This is a genomic window from uncultured Lactobacillus sp. (genome assembly GCF_946477725.1).
Lineage (GTDB): Bacteria > Bacillota > Bacilli > Lactobacillales > Lactobacillaceae > Lactobacillus.
Genome location: NZ_CAMKZC010000005.1, coordinates 1 through 16,769, shown reverse-complemented (window position 1 = coordinate 16,769; position 16,769 = coordinate 1). Strand labels below are relative to the sequence as shown.

Here is a 16,769-nt window from a genome sequence, read left to right as displayed (position 1 = left end):
ATTTATGACCTCCATCCTAAAAGAGATGGAGGTCATTTTTTGAAGGTGATAAAATGATCGCACAAGTCATCGTTGATGTTGCGGCTAAACAAACGGATCGAGTCTTTGAATATCATGTGCCAAAGGAACTTGGTAAAGTTGAAATAGGCTCAAGGGTCTTTGTACCATTCGGTCCACGCAAATTACAAGGTTTTGTGGTAGGACTAAATACAACAAGTCAATATCAAGGTAAATTAAAAGATTTACTTTTAGTGGTTGATGAAATGCCGCCGCTAACTTCGGAATTAGTAAAGCTGTCAAAGGATTTAGCTGATAATATTTATTCTTATCGCATATCAATTTTAAAAACGATGCTTCCAAGAATTATGCGGGCCAACTATCGTAAAATTTTGGTACCTAATTCCGCAAAAGCGCAAAAAATGGGTCTTTTCCAGGGCGACCCATTGGATTTAAATAAAATAACCGACAACAAGCAAATTGCCACAATACGTCAATTATTGCGTTCAAATGATGCCAAAGTGGAATACCTTGTTGAAAATAAAGCCCGGGTTAAAACTGAAAACGAATATTCTCTATGCAAAACTAAAAACGAATATGGCAGTATCTACGAGTCATTAAGGGGAAATGCTGTCAAACAAAAACAGCTCATTATGTATTTAATTGAAAATTTTAATAATTTTCCTTTAATGCAAAGTCAAATAGAAAATAATACCCACCTCAATACAGTTTCATTAACCAATGCTGTCAAAAAGGGCTGGCTTAATAAGAAGCAAATTGAAAAATATCGTGATCCATTGTCAGACTATAGCCGCACCAAAAATTTGTCTAAAAAAATCAAGCTAAACAATGATCAAAAAGAAGCGCTTGACCGTATAGTACCAGCAGTTAAGGTAAAAGAATCACGAATCTTCTTGTTGGAAGGTGTAACTGGCAGCGGTAAAACTGAAGTCTATTTAAATGCTATCAGCGCTACGCTAAAAGAGGGCAGAAATGCTTTAATGATGGTTCCGGAAATATCTTTAACTCCACAAATGGTTGACCAAGTCAAAAGCAGATTTGGTCAACAAGTTGCTGTTTTGCATAGCGGCTTGTCTGAAGGCGAAATGTATGATGAGTGGCGCCGCATTCGACGTAATGAAGTTCGTGTAGTTGTTGGTGCCAGAAGTGCAGTTTTTGCGCCCTTAGAAAATATTGGCTTGATAGTGATTGATGAAGAGCATGAATCATCGTACAAGCAAGAGGACAATCCGCGCTATCACGCTCGAAATGTTGCAATTTGGCGCAGTAAGTACCACTCTTGTCCCCTGATATTAGGCAGCGCAACCCCATCTCTTGGAAGTAGAGCACGCGCGCAAAAGGGTGTTTATCAATTGTTGAGGTTACCACATCGTGCTAATAAACAAAGTTTACCCCAAGTTGACATTGTGGATTTAAAAAAGGCAAACTATACTGGTGGGCAGTTTGATCTTTCTACCGAGTTGGTTAAAGCAATAAAGCAAAGAATAGCTAAAAATGAGCAGGTTATTTTAATGTTAAATCGGCGGGGCTTTGCTAACTTCATGCTTTGTCGTGAATGTGGCTATGTCATGAAGTGTCCTAATTGCGATCTGTCATTGACTATGCATAAAGATACAAATAAAATGCAGTGCCATTATTGTGGTTATGCGACTACAATTCCTGAAAAATGTCCAAATTGTCAAAGTAAAAAAATACGGTTTTTGGGAACTGGCACTCAAAAAGTGATGACAGAACTAAATCAATTATTACCAGGTACTCGCGTCTTACGTATGGATGTAGATACCACAAGAAGAAAGGGTGCATTTAAAAAGATTCTAGATGCATTTGGCAATCATGAAGCTGATATATTGTTGGGCACGCAAATGATTGCTAAGGGACTGGATTTTCCTAATGTAACACTGGTAGGGGTTGTTAGTGCTGACACAGGTCTTTGGCTGCCAGATTATAATGCCTCTGAGCGCACTTTTGAATTACTGACTCAAGTGGCAGGCCGAGCTGGTCGAGCTCAAAAAAAGGGCGAGGTAATTATTCAAACATTTAATCCGGATCATTATGCGGTTAAACTAGCTGAGACTCAGGATTATGAACGTTTTTATCAATACGAAATGCGTGTTAGACATGCTGGTAATTACCCGCCATATTTTTATACTGTTTTGGTCTCAATAGCTGCTAAAAAAGAACAAAATGCTGCCAGAGAGGCTTTTAAGATAAAAAAATGGTTACAACCCAAATTACACCAGTCAACAATAGTTTTGGGCCCTACACCTAGTGCAATTTCTCGTCTAAAAAACAAATATTATTATCAAATACTGGTAAAATATAAAAAAGAAGATAATCTTAACCAGTTGTTACATCAAATTCAAGAATCGGCCCAAAAAATGAAAAAGTATGGCTTAACTGTCTATATTGACAATGAGCCTGAACGCATAATGTAAAGGGGAATGTTTAATGACATCAATAATTTTTTTAGGAACTCCTAAATTTGCCGTGCCCATTTTAAAGGCTCTTGCAAATGAAAAATATGAAATCAAGGCAGTAGTTACTCAACCTGACAAAAAAGTTGGTCGCAAGCAGGAAGTTACTGAGTCTCCAGTTAAGGTTTTAGCACAAAAATTAAATTTACCAGTTTTTCAACCTGCTCATTTAGCAAAATCAGAAGAAGTAGCTGCATTAATAGCTATGCACGCAGATTTGATTATTACAGCTGCTTACGGTCAGTTTTTACCTAGTAAATTTTTGCAATCGGCTAGAATTGCTGCAGTTAATGTTCACGGTTCAATGTTGCCAAAGTATCGTGGTGGGGCACCTATACAATATGCTCTGATCAATGGAGATAAGCAAACTGGAGTAACAATTATGGAAATGGTCAAGCAAATGGATGCAGGTGCCATTTATGCTCAAAAAGCAATTGACATTCAAAAAGATGATACAGCAGGAACTGTTTTTGAGAAATTGTCTTTTTTGGGACGTGACTTGTTGCTTCAGACTTTGCCTCAAATTATTGCAGATCCTCAGAAGAAAACGGCTCAAGATGAAACCAAAGTAGTATTTTCCCCAAACATCAGCAAAGAGCAGGAACAAATAAAAATAAGCATGACTGCAACGGAAGCCAACAACTTAATTCGCGGTCTTAATCCCGCTCCCGGAGCTTATTTGCTGGTTGATAATAAAAGATTTAAAGTATGGCGAGCCGAAGTGACTCCAGAAACTACCTCTCTATCAGCTGGAACAGTGGTTGATAATAAAAAACGTTTTGCTATCAGTTTTGCCAATCATACAGTTTTAAATTTACTTGAGGTTCAGCCGGCAGGAAAGAAAAAAATGACTGTAAAAAGCTTTTTAAACGGACAAGGAAAAAGCTTTGCTATAGGTGATAAAATTGTCGGCTCCTAAAAGCGCCCGGTCAGTGGCCCTGTCTACTTTAATTCGGGTATTGTGTTCAGGTTCCTATTCGAATATTAGTTTTAATAATAGTTTGCGTGAAGCTAAGCTTACTCAAGCTGATCAGAATTTAGCAACCAGAATTGTCTACGGCACTATCCAGGAAAAAATCTATTTGGAATATCAACTTCATGATTTACTGAAGACAGAACTTAAGGAAGATTACCTTTGGCCATTATTATTGATGTCTTCCTATCAAATCTTGTTTATGAACAGCATTCCCAATAGGGCAGTCTTAAATGAGGCTAATAAATTAGCAAAAGAATACGGTAAGAGGCATTCTGCTGGATTTAAAATTGTCAACGGTATCTTACGTTCTTTGTTAAGAAGAGGCTCGATTTTGCCAAATGAAAAAGACAAGACGCTTTATCTTAGTGTTAAGGAAAGCACACCTAAATGGTTAGTTCAATACTTGATTAGTCATTGGGGTGAAGATAGAACCGCTGCCATATTAGCTAGCATTAATAAACCATCTAAAAATACAGTGAGAGTTTCAGGATTGGCTGATTATAATTCGGTCAAAAAAGAGTTATCAAATTTAGGATTTCTTCCTGCTGATTCCCAAATTGCTTCAGATGAACTGGTCTTAGCACATGGAGGAATCTTTAAAACTGCTTTATTTAAACAAGGCAGATTGACAATTCAAGATGAAGCTGCTAGTTTGGCGGTAAGTGCTTTTTCTTTTAACGGTAATGAAGAAGTTCTTGATGCCTGTAGTGCACCAGGAGGTAAAACTGTTCAGATCGCTGAAAAGTTGAAGCGGGGTCATGTTACCGCACTTGATATACATGAAAATAAGCTGCGCTTGGTTAAAGAGAATGCCAGCAGAATGCATGTGGAATCAAAAATAATTGTCAAGCCACTTGATGCCAGAAAAGCAGATCAAGAATTTAAAAAAGAGCAATTCAATAAAATTTTAGTGGATGCACCTTGTTCTGGTTTAGGTCTTATTAGGCGGAAACCTGAAATCAGGTATACTAAAACATTAAATGACTTAACTAAATTGCAACAAATTCAATTAAATATTTTAAATCATGTAAGTTCCTTAATCAGTCAAGGTGGAGAATTAGTGTATTCGACATGCACTATTTCCCAGGAAGAGGACGAAGACGTAGTTAAAGCTTTTTTAAAAAGGCATGATGAATATGAATTACAGCCTTTTACAGCGGGTAAGCTAAAAGCCCCAAAGGGGATACTTAAAATCTTACCGGATAGTTATGGTAGCGATGGCTTTTTTATTGCTAAGTTTAAATTGCGAGGTTAGGATTTTGATTAAAACAGCATTTACTTCTAGTATTGGACGAATACGCAAGAGCAACCAGGATTCTGTACAGGTTTTTAAAAATAAAAAAAATGCTTTGTTGGCTATTGTTTGTGATGGTATGGGCGGACATCAAGGTGGAGATGTGGCTTCGACTATGGCTGTGAGTCATTTGGGTCACAATTTTGGTGTCACCGACTTTTACGATTCAAACAGTGCACGTAAATGGCTGAACGTTCAACTAAGTAATGAGAATGAAACAATTTTAAGAACTGCTGACCGTTTTCCAGATTTAAATGGCATGGGGACAACAATAGTATTGGCTGTGGTTTTTAACGATGAAGCTTTAATCGCCCATTTAGGAGATTCAAGGGCCTATGGCTATTCAGATGGCCAATTCGTTCAGCTTGTAGAAGATCATTCTCTGGTCAATGAATTGGTTAAACTTGGGCAAATTACTAAGCAGCAAGCTAGAAATCATCCTCAAAAAAATATCATTACTCAATCACTTGGAGTTTCCAGCACAATTGATCCGGAATATAAGCAGATTGCTTTAAATGATAATGATATTATTTTGCTTTGCACTGATGGGTTGACTAATTCATTAAGTGATCCCCAGATTCAACAGATACTTGCAACCAAGGATTTGTCTTTAAAAAGTCGTTGCCAAAAGCTGATTGACGAAGCTAATCGCTTGGGTGGTGAGGACAATATCACGGCTTGTTTAATTCTAAATGAGGGTGGTGACAAGCAATGATCAATAAGGGCTATTTGTTAGGAGACCGGTATCGTATAATTGATACTTTAGGTGAAGGTGGCATGGCAAATGTTTACCTGGCTGAAGATATCATACTGCAGCGAAAAGTCGCCGTAAAAATTTTGCGGCTCGATTTACAAAAAGAACCTCAGACCTTGGCCCGTTTTCAAAGAGAAGCACTTGCTACCAGTGAATTAAGTCATCCTAACATAGTGATGGTTCTGGATGTTGGCACTGACCATGGTCTGCCGTACATGGTTATGGAATATGTGGATGGTCCTGATTTAAAAGAATATATTAGAGCAAATTCACCTTTGAATTTAGGTAATATTATTAAAATCATGGACCAAATACTGAGTGCAATGTCTTTGGCTCATAAGCATAATGTTATTCACCGGGATCTAAAACCGCAAAATATTTTAATGGACAAGCATGGCAATATCAAAATTGCCGATTTTGGTATTGCCGTGGCCTTAAACCAAAATTCTGTCACCCAAACCAATTCTGCAATTGGATCTGTCCATTATATGTCTCCGGAGCAAACTAGAGGTGGACTGGTTACCAAACAATCCGATATTTATTCTTTAGGAATAATTTTATATGAATTGATTACAGGAAATGTGCCTTTTAATGGCGATTCCGCGGTTTCAATTGCTTTAAAGCATGCTCAAGAACCAATTCCTTCAATCAGAAAACAAGATCCTAATATTCCGCAACCACTAGAGAATGTAGTCTTAAAAGCGACAGCTAAAGATCCGCGCGACCGGTATAATTCTGCTAAGGAAATGAAAGATGACCTTGATACCAGTTTGGAACCAGGGCGTGCTAATGAATCAGTTTTTAAACCCACTCATGGCAACAATGATGATGAAACCATTATTTTGCCGAATTTCAAACCTAATCGAGTAGTCGAAAAGACTGATTCGGAAAATAGAACTCAAGAAAAGACTGCTGACTATCAAAAGAATCGTTCCAGCTTTACGCAAGCTTTGCGTAAATATAAATGGTGGTGGCTTTTTGTAGGCATGGCCGCAGTCTTAATAATTGGCTTAATGTTTTTTGTGCTCGATAATAACAAAAATAGTGATATACGAATTCCCGATGTTACAAATCTGAGTGAGAAAAAAGCAAGAAATAAACTTGAAAATGTTGGTTTAAAGGTTGGCAAAATAAAGCATAGAAATTCTGATAGCATTGATCGCGGCAAAGTAATTGAAACTGCACCTGTTGCTGGTTCAGAAATAAAACGAGGTCGCTATATAGACCTGTATATTTCTGATGGAGCAGGTATGGTTCAAGTACCTGATGTCACTGGTGATGAATATGGCATTGCTGTTCAAAAACTTGAAAAATTAGGTTTTGAAGTAATTCGTGAAAATCAATTTTCATCCAGTGTTCCACCTGATCATGTCATTTCTCAGAGTGTTGCTGCCGATGTTGAAGTAAAGCCGGAACAAACAACAATTACGTTAGTAATATCTAAAGGAAAAAATCCGCGCTCAAAGCATCATATGATTAGATTACCTGATTTAAAAGATTATTCTTTAAAGCAGGCACAAGAATTTGCTCATAAACACGGCTTGACACTGCAAGTTAGCTCTGCCTATTCCAGCAAAGTGAAGAAGGGAATGATTATTTCCATGAGTCCAGCAGCAGGTACACAGGTTCCTCGTGGAAGTACAATTTCTGTTAATGTTTCAGAGGGAGCAAAGAAGGAGCGCAATTCAACAGCAATTAAAAACTTTACGGTTAGCTACGAAGATAATGATGAAGATGATTCTGATAATAAGCGCGGTAATCATGTTCAAATATATATTGCAGATGATAATCATTCAATTGATAACATTTACCGGGATTTATATATCAAAAAAGATATGAATTTTTCAATTCCATTCGAACTAAAGGATGGCCCGGGTCAACTAAAAGTAGTACGTGATGGTCAAATAATTTTGAATGAGAAGGTCAAAAATGATTAAAAAGGATCAAGGAATTGTTATTGGTTCAATTGCAGGCTTTTATGATGTTCAGACTGCTAATGATATTGTAAGAACTCGTGCCAGGGGGATTTTTCGTAAAAATAAATTGAAACCAACTGTTGGTGATCACGTTAACATTCAAATTGATGACCAAGGCACAAATTATTTGGTGGATGTTTTACCACGTAAAAATCTGATTGGTCGACCTGCTTTAGCTAACGTAAATCATGTTTTATTAGTAATGTCAGCAGTTCAACCCGATTTTTCTCTGCAGTTATTGGACCGCTTTTTAACTTTCTTTTCATGGCAAGGTGTGGCTGTAAGTATTTACCTATCAAAGAGCGACTTACCAAGTAGGTCAAAGCTAAACAAGATTCACGAGGACTTGCTTTACTATAACGCTATAGGATATCAAATTTATTATAGCAAAGAAGAGGTCGCCAATAACCTGATTCACGAGATTGCTAATAAAAACATCTGGACACTTGCTGGACAATCAGGAGCAGGTAAATCCACTCTAATTAATTCACTTCAAAGTGATGTTAAGCAAGAAACAGGCGCCATTTCTAATTCCTTAAATCGAGGCAAGCATACTACCAGAACAGTTAACCTTTTTCCTTTAGGAAAAGGTTATCTTGCAGATACTCCAGGCTTTTCAGCAATTGACCTTACGCCAATTAAAGTAAAAGAGTTATGTGATTATTTTATTGAATTTAAAAAAGCCAGTAGCAATTGTAAGTTTCGGGGTTGTCAGCATTTAAACGAACCCGGTTGTGAGGTAAAAAGATTAGTTGAAGCGGGAGAAATTAAAAAAAGCCGCTATGATGATTATTTGTTAATTCGCAAAGAAATAGAAAATGGTAGGCTGCCCGAGTATTTAAAATAAGGAGAAAAATAGTGATTGCACCGTCAATTTTAAATATTAATAATCTAAATTTGGAAAAAGATATTCAAACAGCGATTGATTGCGGCATCAGCCGCTTTCATATTGATATTATGGATGGACATTTTGTGCCAAATTTGTCGTTTGGTCCGCAGCTCGTATCTGATTTTAAAAAGACTTTTCCTACAAGTGAAGTTGAAGTTCACTTAATGAGTAATAACCCTGATGTTTTGGTACCTGCTTTTGTCAAAGCGGGTGCACAAATAGTGTTACTTCACTATGAGGCAATGAATGAGGATAAACTCAATTACTGGCTGGATTATTTAAAAGAAAACAATGTTAAAGCGGGTTTAGTTCTTAATCCAGATACTGCAGTTTCTGTTTTACAGCAATTTCTTAAGAAAGTTGATCAAATTTTACTAATGACCGTTTATCCCGGTTTTGGTGGTCAAAAATTTATTCATGAATCTTCTTCAAGGATTAAACAGGCCGTTAGTTTAAGCGCTGGAACAGTACCAATTGAAGTTGATGGGGGAATTAACAAACAAACTGCTAAAATTGCTAAGGATGCAGGAGCAAAGATCTTCGTTGCTGGCTCTTATTTATTTTGTCAGAATAGTATTAAGAAGCAAATTACGGAGTTAGAAGGCATACTGCAATGAAATCCTATGCACTGCTAGGCGCGCCTAAACAGTTATGGCCTGACGATCTCAAAGAGCAATTTCTAAAAGCTAATAGAACCGGTGATTTAGTAATAGGTGTTGATCGCGGGGCTCTTCTTTTACAAGAAATGGGTATTAAGGTAGATCTGGCCGAGGGTGATTTTGATTCACTAAAGAGAAATGAATTGGCAGAAATCGAAAAAAATGTCGCTGATATTAGATATTCGAGTCCAGAAAAAGATTGGACTGATGCTGAGCTGGCTATTCGCTGCGCCTTTTTAGATTACCGTGCTTCTCATTTAACTCTTTTTGGTGCCACGGGTGGACGCTTAGATCACTTTTTGTCTAATTTATTTATGGTTCTTAAGCCTGAGTTTAATCAGTTTGCAGAAAAAATAACGCTCATTGATCAGCAAAATTCAATTAGATTTTATAATGCTGGGAAACACTTAGTTAAAAGACAGCTAGGTTATAAATATTTTGGAGTAGTAACTTTAACCGGGGTCTTAAGTTTAAATATAAATGGAGCTAAATATAATTTGGCCAATTTTAGGAGTGCAAATCCCGTCTCGTTTAGCTCGAATGAATTTTTACCAGAAAAAGATACATTTGAACTTTCATGTGCAAAAGGAGTAGTAGCGGTTATTCAGTCCAAAGATATTAATCGTTTTCAAAATATTTAAGCAACAAAAAAAGCAGAAGATTTCTGAAGCTAACCCCTAAAACTGGACGTTAGTTTTATATCATTTTACTTAAGGCTTGATTCCGATATTGAATCGGAGTTAAGCCTTTTAGTTTGTGCCGAATTCTATCTTCATTGTAATAACTTAGCCATTCTTTCATTGCCTTAACCAATTGTTTCTTAGTATCAAAGTGATGTGTAAAATAATTCATTTCAACTTTCATAATGTGAAAGAAACTTTCCATAGCTGCATTATCATGATATGTAGCTCTTCGTGACATGCTTTGAAATACTTTATGTTTTCGTAAAGCATGTCGATATGGATTAGATTAATATTGAATTCCTTGATCACTATGGATTATCATTCGATAATTTAATAGCTTTTGTCTTGCAGTAAACACTCCCTCTAATCCTTCTAGAACATATCTTGTTAATGGACGATCGGTGATCGTATAACTAATAATTTCACCATTGAATAAGTCCTTAAATGGCGATAAATATACACGATCACGGATAGTCATGTTACCATATCTAAATTCACTAATATCAGTTACGACCTTTTGATATGGTCTATCAGTCTTAAACTTTTGATGGAACCGATTCTTAGCTTTCTTATTTTGTGGACCCTTTGAAGAATCATATTTATCGGCTCTCAGATTATATTTATTAGCTCCTAAATTGTTCTCACGCATTAAGCGTTGGACACGTTTATGATTAATCATTAGGTGATAAGTCATCATCATAATTTTCGATACTTTGAATAGCAGAAAACAGCTTATTTCTTAAATTAATAGCATAGGACAATAAAAACAATTCAATTTTAAAATAAGGATAGTTACTAAGATGACGAAAGAAGGGAAAGAAGACAAGCAAAAAGGCTTATTGCATTATTTGATGATTTATTTATGTAGCAGCTACGCCAATATTGTGCACCTCAAAGCTCGACGGCTGCCTAACCAACCAGATCAAGTACTGTGCCACAAGCAAAGCAATTTTATCTTTCTAGTGATGATGCACCTTGGATTAGAGAAAGGGTTAAATATTACCTAATTGTAAGCTTGTTTTAAATTGCTTTCACTTATTGAAATATTGTCGTAAGGCTGCTGTTAATACTAAAATAGCCGCCACTTATTGTTTATATCACTTGGGGCTTTAAACAGTCAACGCGACAAAGTAGAATTATATTTTAAAACGCGTTATAGTGATCGAGCTTTAACATTACCCAAATCGAGATGTTAAAGAAGGTCAAAACTTATATCTTAGGCAACTGGCAAGCTATTTTAAATACGCAGACTACTACTTATCAGCGGTGAAGGTCATATAAGTGGTAATATAACTAAGTATTTGCTTGAAAAGTAAATAAAAATTATTAAAGAGTAGCAAATTAAGCGTGAAGATCAGCACTTTAAGGTAAAAAATGTAGTATTATGAGCATTTTCAAGCAAACTTTGACGAAGCAGTTAAGACACATTACTGGCATCAAAGAATTATTAATGGCGGTAAAATATTAGAACTATCTGAGCAAATAATTTAAAAAGTGAAACCTGCAACTAGCAGCAGGTAAGGGCTAAAAGTTTATTACACACAAAAAGTTGACGCTAACAATTAACATTAACTGTTATTAATATAAATAATAAAAATGTTATAATCATTGTGTTAAATAAAATTTATTTAGAAGGGATTTAACTATGGAAAAAGAATTCAGTAAGTTGCTCAATATAATTTCTGAGATATCTGGAGAAAATAAAGAAACAATAAAAAAGAGTGATAAGTTAATTGTTGATATGGATTTTGACTCATTAATGATGATTGATTTAATTCAGACAATTGAGTTTGAATATGGATTATCTGAAAAATCCATTGATTATAAAGAACTTAGTGAGGAAATTACCGTAGGCGAGGTTTGGAGTATAATTCAGAAAGAATTAGGTATTAATGTATCAAAATATGAAAAAAACGTATCAAGTATAAATTCATTTCCTGAAATAATTAAATTTGACGAAATACAAAAGAAGTATGGAGATAAGGTGCCATATTTTATTAGGATGAAGGAGTGCCTACTAATTATATAAATGAAGGAGGCAAAACATATATAAATTATTCTACATATAACTACTTGGGATTAAATGGTGATAGTAATGTAAAAGAAGCTGCTAAAGTTGCTATAGACAAGTATGGAACATCTGTGTCTGGTAGTAGGCTATTAGGAGGAGAGCTAAAAATTCATGAAGATTTAGAACATGCGATTGCACAATTTTTAGGTACGGAAGATTCCATTGTACAAGTAGGTGGACATAGTACAAATGTAAACATGATTGGTAATATTGTTAATGAAAAAGATTTGATTGTTCATGATGAACTTGCTCATAATAGTATAGTTGAAGGAGCGAAGCTTTCGCATGCAATGAGACGCTCATTTAAGCACAATGATATGGTATCTTTAGAAAAAGTATTAAAGAGATTAAGAGATAATTATAGGCGTACCTTGTTAATTGTTGAGGGTGCTTATTCCATGGATGGTGACATTTGTAATCTGCCTAAATTACTTGAATTAAAAGAGAAATATGGTTGTATTTTAATGATAGATGAAGCTCATTCATTTGGAACAGTTGGAAAAAGAGGAGCTGGCATCTGTGATTATTTTGATATTGATCCGAAAAATATTGATATTTTAATGGGAACTTTAAGTAAAACTTGTGCTAGCTGTGGAAGCTATATAGCTGGTAGCAAAACTCTTATAAATTATTTAAAGTATAATTCACCTGGCTTTGTTTTTAGCGCAGGTATTACGCCAGCTAATACTGCAAGTGCTTTAGCTGCTATTAATATATTTAAAAGCGATCAAAGTAGATTGAAATCGCTTAAGCGAAATTCAAAAATTTTATTAAATGAAATTAAAAATTTAGGTTATGATACAGGAAATAGTAAGGACACACCTATAATACCAATAATTTTAGGAGAATCTGAAAAAGCTATGAAGCTTTCAAAATTTCTTCGATTTAATGGTATAAATGCTTTACCAATAATCTATCCAGCAGTAAAAGAAAGTGAGGCAAGAATTAGATTTTTTGTCTCTAGTATGCATACTGATAAAAATATAAAAGATACTTTACATATTCTCCGAGAATTTAAGGCAAAAGAGGCTATGTAATGAAAACTACCATAATATACGCACATCCTTATATAAGAAGCTTTAACCATGCAATACTTAATAAGGTTACAGAAGCATTGATAAATAATAAAGAAGATTATGAAGTTATAGATTTGTATAATGATAAATTTGATCCAACATATTCCACTGAAGAACTATCTTTATTTAGTGTTGGAAAGACAATTGATCCTTTAGTTAGTAAGTATCAGAAGATCATCAAAAGTACAGATAAAGTTATATTTATTTTCCCAGTATGGTGGAATGATACTCCAGCCATTATAAAGGGGTTTATTGATAAAATAATGAAAAAGGACTTTGCTTACAATGTAGGCAGTACGGGAGTAATAGGAAACCTTAAAAATATAAAAAAGACTTTGATTCTTACGACTTCGACTTCTCCGACATTTTATTTGAAAATGTTTTGTGGCAATGCTATTAAAGGAGTTTTTATTAACAGTACACTTAAACAGCTTAATTTCCAAAAGCGAGTATGGAAAAATTTTGGAAGTATTGATCATAGTAGTATAAGTAGAAGAAATAAATATTTAGAAAAGATAGCTAATTATGTGATTGAATGGGTTGGTGAAAACTAATTGAATCGAGTAGTTGTAACTGGTTTAGGAACAATTAATCCCTTAGGTAATAATGTTATTTCAACTTGGGAAGCAGCTCAAAAAGGTAATAATAATTTTGAATACTATGAAAAATTAAATGTTACTATTAGTCGAGTAAGAGCAGAACTGTCTGATTTTTTGTCAAAAAGAGAACAAAGATATCAGGATCGTGTTTCACAATTAGCAATGGTTTCGACTATGGAAGCTGTTAATGATAGTGCACTTTTACAAAAAGATTTAGATAGAGCAATTATAGGAGTTGGAACTTCAATTGGTGGGGTTAACACCACAGTTGAAGAAACCAAGAAAGCCACTCAAAAGTCTATTAAAGCAATAGGTATTAGGACTATAATTAAAATGTTACCTAATATGATAGCGTCAAATCTATCAATTAAATTGGGAATTCATGGAAGTATTACAACATATAGTGCAGCATGTGCTTCCGGTAGTGTGAGTATAGGGGAAACATTTAGAAAACTACAAAATGGTGATGCCGATGTTGGTATTGTTATAGGAGCAGAATCTTGCTTAAATGATGAAGCAATAGAAGCATTTAAAAAATTAGGCGTGTTATCAGATAATCAAGATTTAGATAAAGCTTCTGTGCCGTTTATGAACAATAGGTCAGGCTTTGTTATGTCTGAAGGTGCTTCTACTATTATTTTGGAAAATATGGGTCATGCTTTAAAAAGGAATGCTAGAATTTATGGAGAAATATTAGGCTATGGCAATTATTCAGATGGGCTATCTTTAGTTGCACCAAGTAGTGAGGGTATGATATTAGCGATGAAACAAGCAATTTTAGATGCTAAAATTGATGCACAACAGGTAGCATATATAAATGCTCATGGAACTTCTACGATAGCTAATGATAGAGAAGAAGCTAATGCAATTTCATCTATTTTTTCTAGTAATAAAACTAAAGTTTCTTCTACAAAGGCAATTTTTGGTCATATGCTTGGAGGTTCTGGTACATTAGAAGCTTTACTATGTATGAAAATGTTAGAAAAAGGCATATGCATACAGCAATTTGGAATTAATAATACAAATTTAGATAATACATCAGAAAATTTTTCTAATATGCTATTAAGAAGTAATAGTAGTTTAAAAAATTATGTAATGTCTAATTCTTTTGCTTTCGGTGGTACTAATGCTGTTTTAATTTTTGGTAAGGTGAACTAAAATTTTAAAATATTAGATTTACATAGATGTAAAATTAAAAGCTAAAGGTGGGTTTTCTTATCTTTCGTGATATATTAGCATTTTATAAGAAAATATACGTAACTAAGCCTTTTCTAAAATTAAGAGTTAGTTGTCAAACATCTTAAAGTAGATAGTAGGTAAAAGTATGATGATATTTTTATTTACTTTTTCTTTTATAATTAAAGTTGAGATCGACAACAGAATTGAATTTTTGACGCTTTGTCAAATTTGTTGATAAAGATAAATAGTAAATTAGATTCGAGTCTGGGAAAAAACTAGCTTATTAGACAAAAAAATATAGACCAAGAATTTCTCTTTAGAAATACTTGATCTATTTTTTTCTTGCCTCGCAAGTGTGTTCTTCGCATACCAAATACACTCTTCATATGCCCAAAGACTGGCTCGACATCTATTTTTTACACCCATAGATACGTTTACCTTCGTCACTTTGAAGAGTTTGTTTGGCTTTTTCTTTTAAATATTGCCAGTTGGGGTTATATTGCACCTGTCTTTGGATCCCGCTCTTAGTTTTAGCTAGCTTAATCAGTTCTGTTAACTGAAACTCATCTGCTTCATAGATTTTTTAAAATCAGATATTAAAAAAATTAATCTGAACTCTAAAATTAGGACAGATTATTAAACTTTAACTTAGGACTAGTTCCCGATATTTTATCGGGGCTAGTCCTTTTAATTTTATTTTGATTCTTTCATTATTGTAATAATCGATATATTCTCTGATCGCCTGTTCTAATTCAGTTAGATTCTTAAAATTTTTTTCAAACCCATAAAACATTTCTCTCTTTAAAATGCCAAAGAAGCCTTCCATTAACCCATCATCTAAGGAATTCCCCTTACGTGACATTGATTGCTCAACACCATGATTCTTAAGCCATGCCTGAAATGATGCGTGCTGATACTGCCAGCCTTGATCGGTATGAAAGACTAAGCCATTTAATGCTGGATGTTTCTGCCAAGCTAACTTTAACATGTCCATTGTTTGCTTTAAATTAGGACTGCGGGAAATCGTGTAAGAAATAATTTCCTGCGTGCAGCCATCAATAATTGGCGACAAGTATGTTTTTTGACCGTTAAGCTTAAATTCAGTCACATCAGAATACCATTTACGATCAGGTAAAATAGAGAAGAAGTTACGTCTAATTAAATCAGGCTTAATTGGACCTTGACTGCCGCGATAGCTGTTGTACTTCCGCCAGCCCTTGATTCTAATACCATATAATTTCATTTTAGTCATTAATCTTTGGATCTTTTTATGATTAACTTTAATACCTAAATTTTGAATTGTTTGAGCAACACGGCGATAGCCATAATGATGTTTGTTATCTTCATATATTTTGCGTATTAAGGTCATTAACGGTTGATTTTTTGCATCTTTATCTTTCTTATTAATGGTGTAGTAATAATTACTGCGTGACATGTGCGGCAGATCAGGATTGGCGTTAATAGTTTCAAGAATAAAAGTTACACTGACTTTAAGTTCACGTCTTAGCTGGGTAACTGCCGCAGCTATTTCTTCGGCTTTTGGTTCTTGTTCCTTTGGTTGACTAAGACGTGCAATTTTTTTACAAATTCGTTCTCGATAGTAAGTTTTAAGTTCGCTTGGCGTAAGGCTTGGTTTTCTTGCTTTAAGCGGTGATTTTCCTGCTTGATCAGCTTGTTTTTGGCTTTCATGACGAGGGCGTCCTTTCGGTTTAATAATGACATTATACCCGTTTTCTTTGTAAGAGCGCACCCAATTAAACAGTATACCTGGACTCTTAAGTCCTAAGTCCAGCGCAACACTGTACAAAGACTCATGATTAACTATGACACGTCTAATAGCCTGTTCTTTAAATTCTGCAGAATAAGTAATGTAGGATTTATTGAGGATACTAAAACCATGGCGATCGATTAAAGCAACTAAGTAGTTAAGTACACTAATATTTACATCATATCTGCGACTTAATTCTCCAGAACCAACCTGATAGTTTTTCCATAGATTATAGATATCAATTTTGTCTTGCTTAGATAATTTAGACATAATAAAAACCTCAAAATTAATTTGTCTTAATTTGAAGTGCTCCATAATAGTTAGACATTAATCTGACTATTAGGAGCACTTTT

16 protein-coding genes and 1 pseudogene are annotated in these 16,769 nt (G+C 34.7%); 13 read left to right on the top strand and 4 right to left on the bottom strand.

Annotated elements, in window-relative coordinates; translation table 11 throughout:
* The first annotated feature begins 53 nt into the window (after positions 1 to 53).
* From priA to Q0R51_RS03470, 8 genes are read left to right on the top strand one after another with little or no spacing between them, the layout of a single operon-like run.
* Positions 54 to 2,453, top strand: coding sequence for a primosomal protein N' (gene priA, locus Q0R51_RS03505; protein WP_294756717.1), 2,400 nt, complete (start codon positions 54 to 56; stop codon positions 2,451 to 2,453).
* 13 nt (positions 2,454 to 2,466) lie between these two features.
* Complete coding sequence (gene fmt, locus Q0R51_RS03500; protein WP_294756716.1) at positions 2,467 to 3,411, top strand: methionyl-tRNA formyltransferase; 945 nt, start codon at positions 2,467 to 2,469, stop codon at positions 3,409 to 3,411.
* Positions 3,389 to 4,723: a 16S rRNA (cytosine(967)-C(5))-methyltransferase RsmB gene (gene rsmB, locus Q0R51_RS03495; RefSeq protein WP_367178614.1), complete on the top strand. Its 1,335-nt coding sequence runs from the start codon at positions 3,389 to 3,391 to the stop codon at positions 4,721 to 4,723. Before fmt ends, rsmB begins: the two co-directional genes overlap by 23 nt.
* Positions 4,724 to 4,727: 4 nt before the next feature.
* The gene (locus tag Q0R51_RS03490; RefSeq protein ID WP_294756713.1) at positions 4,728 to 5,477 is read left to right on the top strand and encodes a Stp1/IreP family PP2C-type Ser/Thr phosphatase; all 750 of its coding nucleotides are present in this window, start codon (positions 4,728 to 4,730) and stop codon (positions 5,475 to 5,477) included.
* Complete coding sequence (gene pknB, locus Q0R51_RS03485) at positions 5,474 to 7,453, top strand: Stk1 family PASTA domain-containing Ser/Thr kinase (protein WP_294756710.1); 1,980 nt, start codon at positions 5,474 to 5,476, stop codon at positions 7,451 to 7,453. Before Q0R51_RS03490 ends, pknB begins: the two co-directional genes overlap by 4 nt.
* A complete protein-coding gene (gene rsgA, locus Q0R51_RS03480; RefSeq protein ID WP_294756708.1) occupies positions 7,446 to 8,339 on the top strand; it encodes a ribosome small subunit-dependent GTPase A in 894 nt (297 codons plus the stop codon). Before pknB ends, rsgA begins: the two co-directional genes overlap by 8 nt.
* 8 nt (positions 8,340 to 8,347) lie before the next feature.
* Positions 8,348 to 8,998 carry a ribulose-phosphate 3-epimerase gene (gene rpe, locus Q0R51_RS03475; RefSeq protein WP_294756844.1) on the top strand — a complete coding sequence of 217 codons (651 nt, stop codon included), beginning with the start codon at positions 8,348 to 8,350 and terminating at the stop codon, positions 8,996 to 8,998.
* The gene (locus Q0R51_RS03470; protein ID WP_294756707.1) at positions 8,995 to 9,681 is read left to right on the top strand and encodes a thiamine diphosphokinase; all 687 of its coding nucleotides are present in this window, start codon (positions 8,995 to 8,997) and stop codon (positions 9,679 to 9,681) included. Before rpe ends, Q0R51_RS03470 begins: the two co-directional genes overlap by 4 nt.
* 55 nt (positions 9,682 to 9,736) lie before the next feature.
* Here Q0R51_RS03470 and Q0R51_RS03465 read toward each other — a convergent pair whose 3' ends face one another.
* Together Q0R51_RS03465 and Q0R51_RS03460 are read right to left on the bottom strand one after the other, a co-directional pair.
* A complete protein-coding gene (locus Q0R51_RS03465) occupies positions 9,737 to 9,961 on the bottom strand; it encodes an IS3 family transposase (RefSeq protein ID WP_081945382.1) in 225 nt (74 codons plus the stop codon).
* Between the two features lie 48 nt (positions 9,962 to 10,009).
* A complete protein-coding gene (locus Q0R51_RS03460) occupies positions 10,010 to 10,402 on the bottom strand; it encodes a DDE-type integrase/transposase/recombinase (protein WP_152560586.1) in 393 nt (130 codons plus the stop codon).
* Between the two features lie 121 nt (positions 10,403 to 10,523).
* On the opposite strand from Q0R51_RS03460, the gene Q0R51_RS03455 reads away from it, so the two are divergent.
* The 5 genes from Q0R51_RS03455 (at position 10,524) to Q0R51_RS03435 (ending at position 14,627) form a co-directional block, all read left to right on the top strand.
* Positions 10,524 to 10,730 carry a hypothetical protein gene (locus Q0R51_RS03455; protein ID WP_038524448.1) on the top strand — a complete coding sequence of 69 codons (207 nt, stop codon included), beginning with the start codon at positions 10,524 to 10,526 and terminating at the stop codon, positions 10,728 to 10,730.
* Positions 10,731 to 11,368: 638 nt separating this feature from the next.
* Positions 11,369 to 11,752, top strand: coding sequence for an acyl carrier protein (locus Q0R51_RS03450; RefSeq protein WP_052059689.1), 384 nt, complete (start codon positions 11,369 to 11,371; stop codon positions 11,750 to 11,752).
* Positions 11,734 to 12,831: an aminotransferase class I/II-fold pyridoxal phosphate-dependent enzyme gene (locus Q0R51_RS03445; protein WP_052059688.1), complete on the top strand. Its 1,098-nt coding sequence runs from the start codon at positions 11,734 to 11,736 to the stop codon at positions 12,829 to 12,831. Before Q0R51_RS03450 ends, Q0R51_RS03445 begins: the two co-directional genes overlap by 19 nt.
* On the top strand, positions 12,831 to 13,424 hold the full coding sequence (locus Q0R51_RS03440; protein ID WP_038524445.1) for an NAD(P)H-dependent oxidoreductase: 594 nt from the start codon (positions 12,831 to 12,833) through the stop codon (positions 13,422 to 13,424). Before Q0R51_RS03445 ends, Q0R51_RS03440 begins: the two co-directional genes overlap by 1 nt.
* Entirely contained in the window at positions 13,425 to 14,627 is a 1,203-nt protein-coding gene (locus tag Q0R51_RS03435; RefSeq protein ID WP_122052582.1) for a beta-ketoacyl synthase, read from the top strand.
* A 353-nt stretch (positions 14,628 to 14,980) separates the two neighbouring features.
* Here Q0R51_RS03435 and Q0R51_RS03430 read toward each other — a convergent pair.
* Positions 14,981 to 15,237, bottom strand: a pseudogene (locus tag Q0R51_RS03430) (transposase); the annotation flags it as partial.
* A 54-nt stretch (positions 15,238 to 15,291) separates the two neighbouring features.
* On the bottom strand, positions 15,292 to 16,686 hold the full coding sequence (locus tag Q0R51_RS03425; RefSeq protein WP_222710143.1) for an IS3 family transposase: 1,395 nt from the start codon (positions 16,684 to 16,686) through the stop codon (positions 15,292 to 15,294).
* Positions 16,687 to 16,769: the final 83 nt, after the last annotated feature.

Bases quoted from the DNA above. Each gene is read 5' to 3' on its own strand.
- Q0R51_RS03450 (WP_052059689.1), top strand. From the start codon at position 11,369: ATGGAAAAAGAATTCAGTAAGTTGCTCAATATAATTTCTGAGATATCT.
- Q0R51_RS03425 (WP_222710143.1), bottom strand. From the start codon at position 16,686: ATGTCTAAATTATCTAAGCAAGACAAAATTGATATCTATAATCTATGG.
- fmt (WP_294756716.1), top strand. From the start codon at position 2,467: ATGACATCAATAATTTTTTTAGGAACTCCTAAATTTGCCGTGCCCATT.
- Q0R51_RS03470 (WP_294756707.1), top strand. From the start codon at position 8,995: ATGAAATCCTATGCACTGCTAGGCGCGCCTAAACAGTTATGGCCTGAC.
- Q0R51_RS03460 (WP_152560586.1), bottom strand. From the start codon at position 10,402: ATGATTAATCATAAACGTGTCCAACGCTTAATGCGTGAGAACAATTTA.
- rsgA (WP_294756708.1), top strand. From the start codon at position 7,446: ATGATTAAAAAGGATCAAGGAATTGTTATTGGTTCAATTGCAGGCTTT.
- priA (WP_294756717.1), top strand. From the start codon at position 54: ATGATCGCACAAGTCATCGTTGATGTTGCGGCTAAACAAACGGATCGA.
- Q0R51_RS03455 (WP_038524448.1), top strand. From the start codon at position 10,524: ATGACGAAAGAAGGGAAAGAAGACAAGCAAAAAGGCTTATTGCATTAT.
- pknB (WP_294756710.1), top strand. From the start codon at position 5,474: ATGATCAATAAGGGCTATTTGTTAGGAGACCGGTATCGTATAATTGAT.
- Q0R51_RS03465 (WP_081945382.1), bottom strand. From the start codon at position 9,961: ATGTCACGAAGAGCTACATATCATGATAATGCAGCTATGGAAAGTTTC.
- Q0R51_RS03440 (WP_038524445.1), top strand. From the start codon at position 12,831: ATGAAAACTACCATAATATACGCACATCCTTATATAAGAAGCTTTAAC.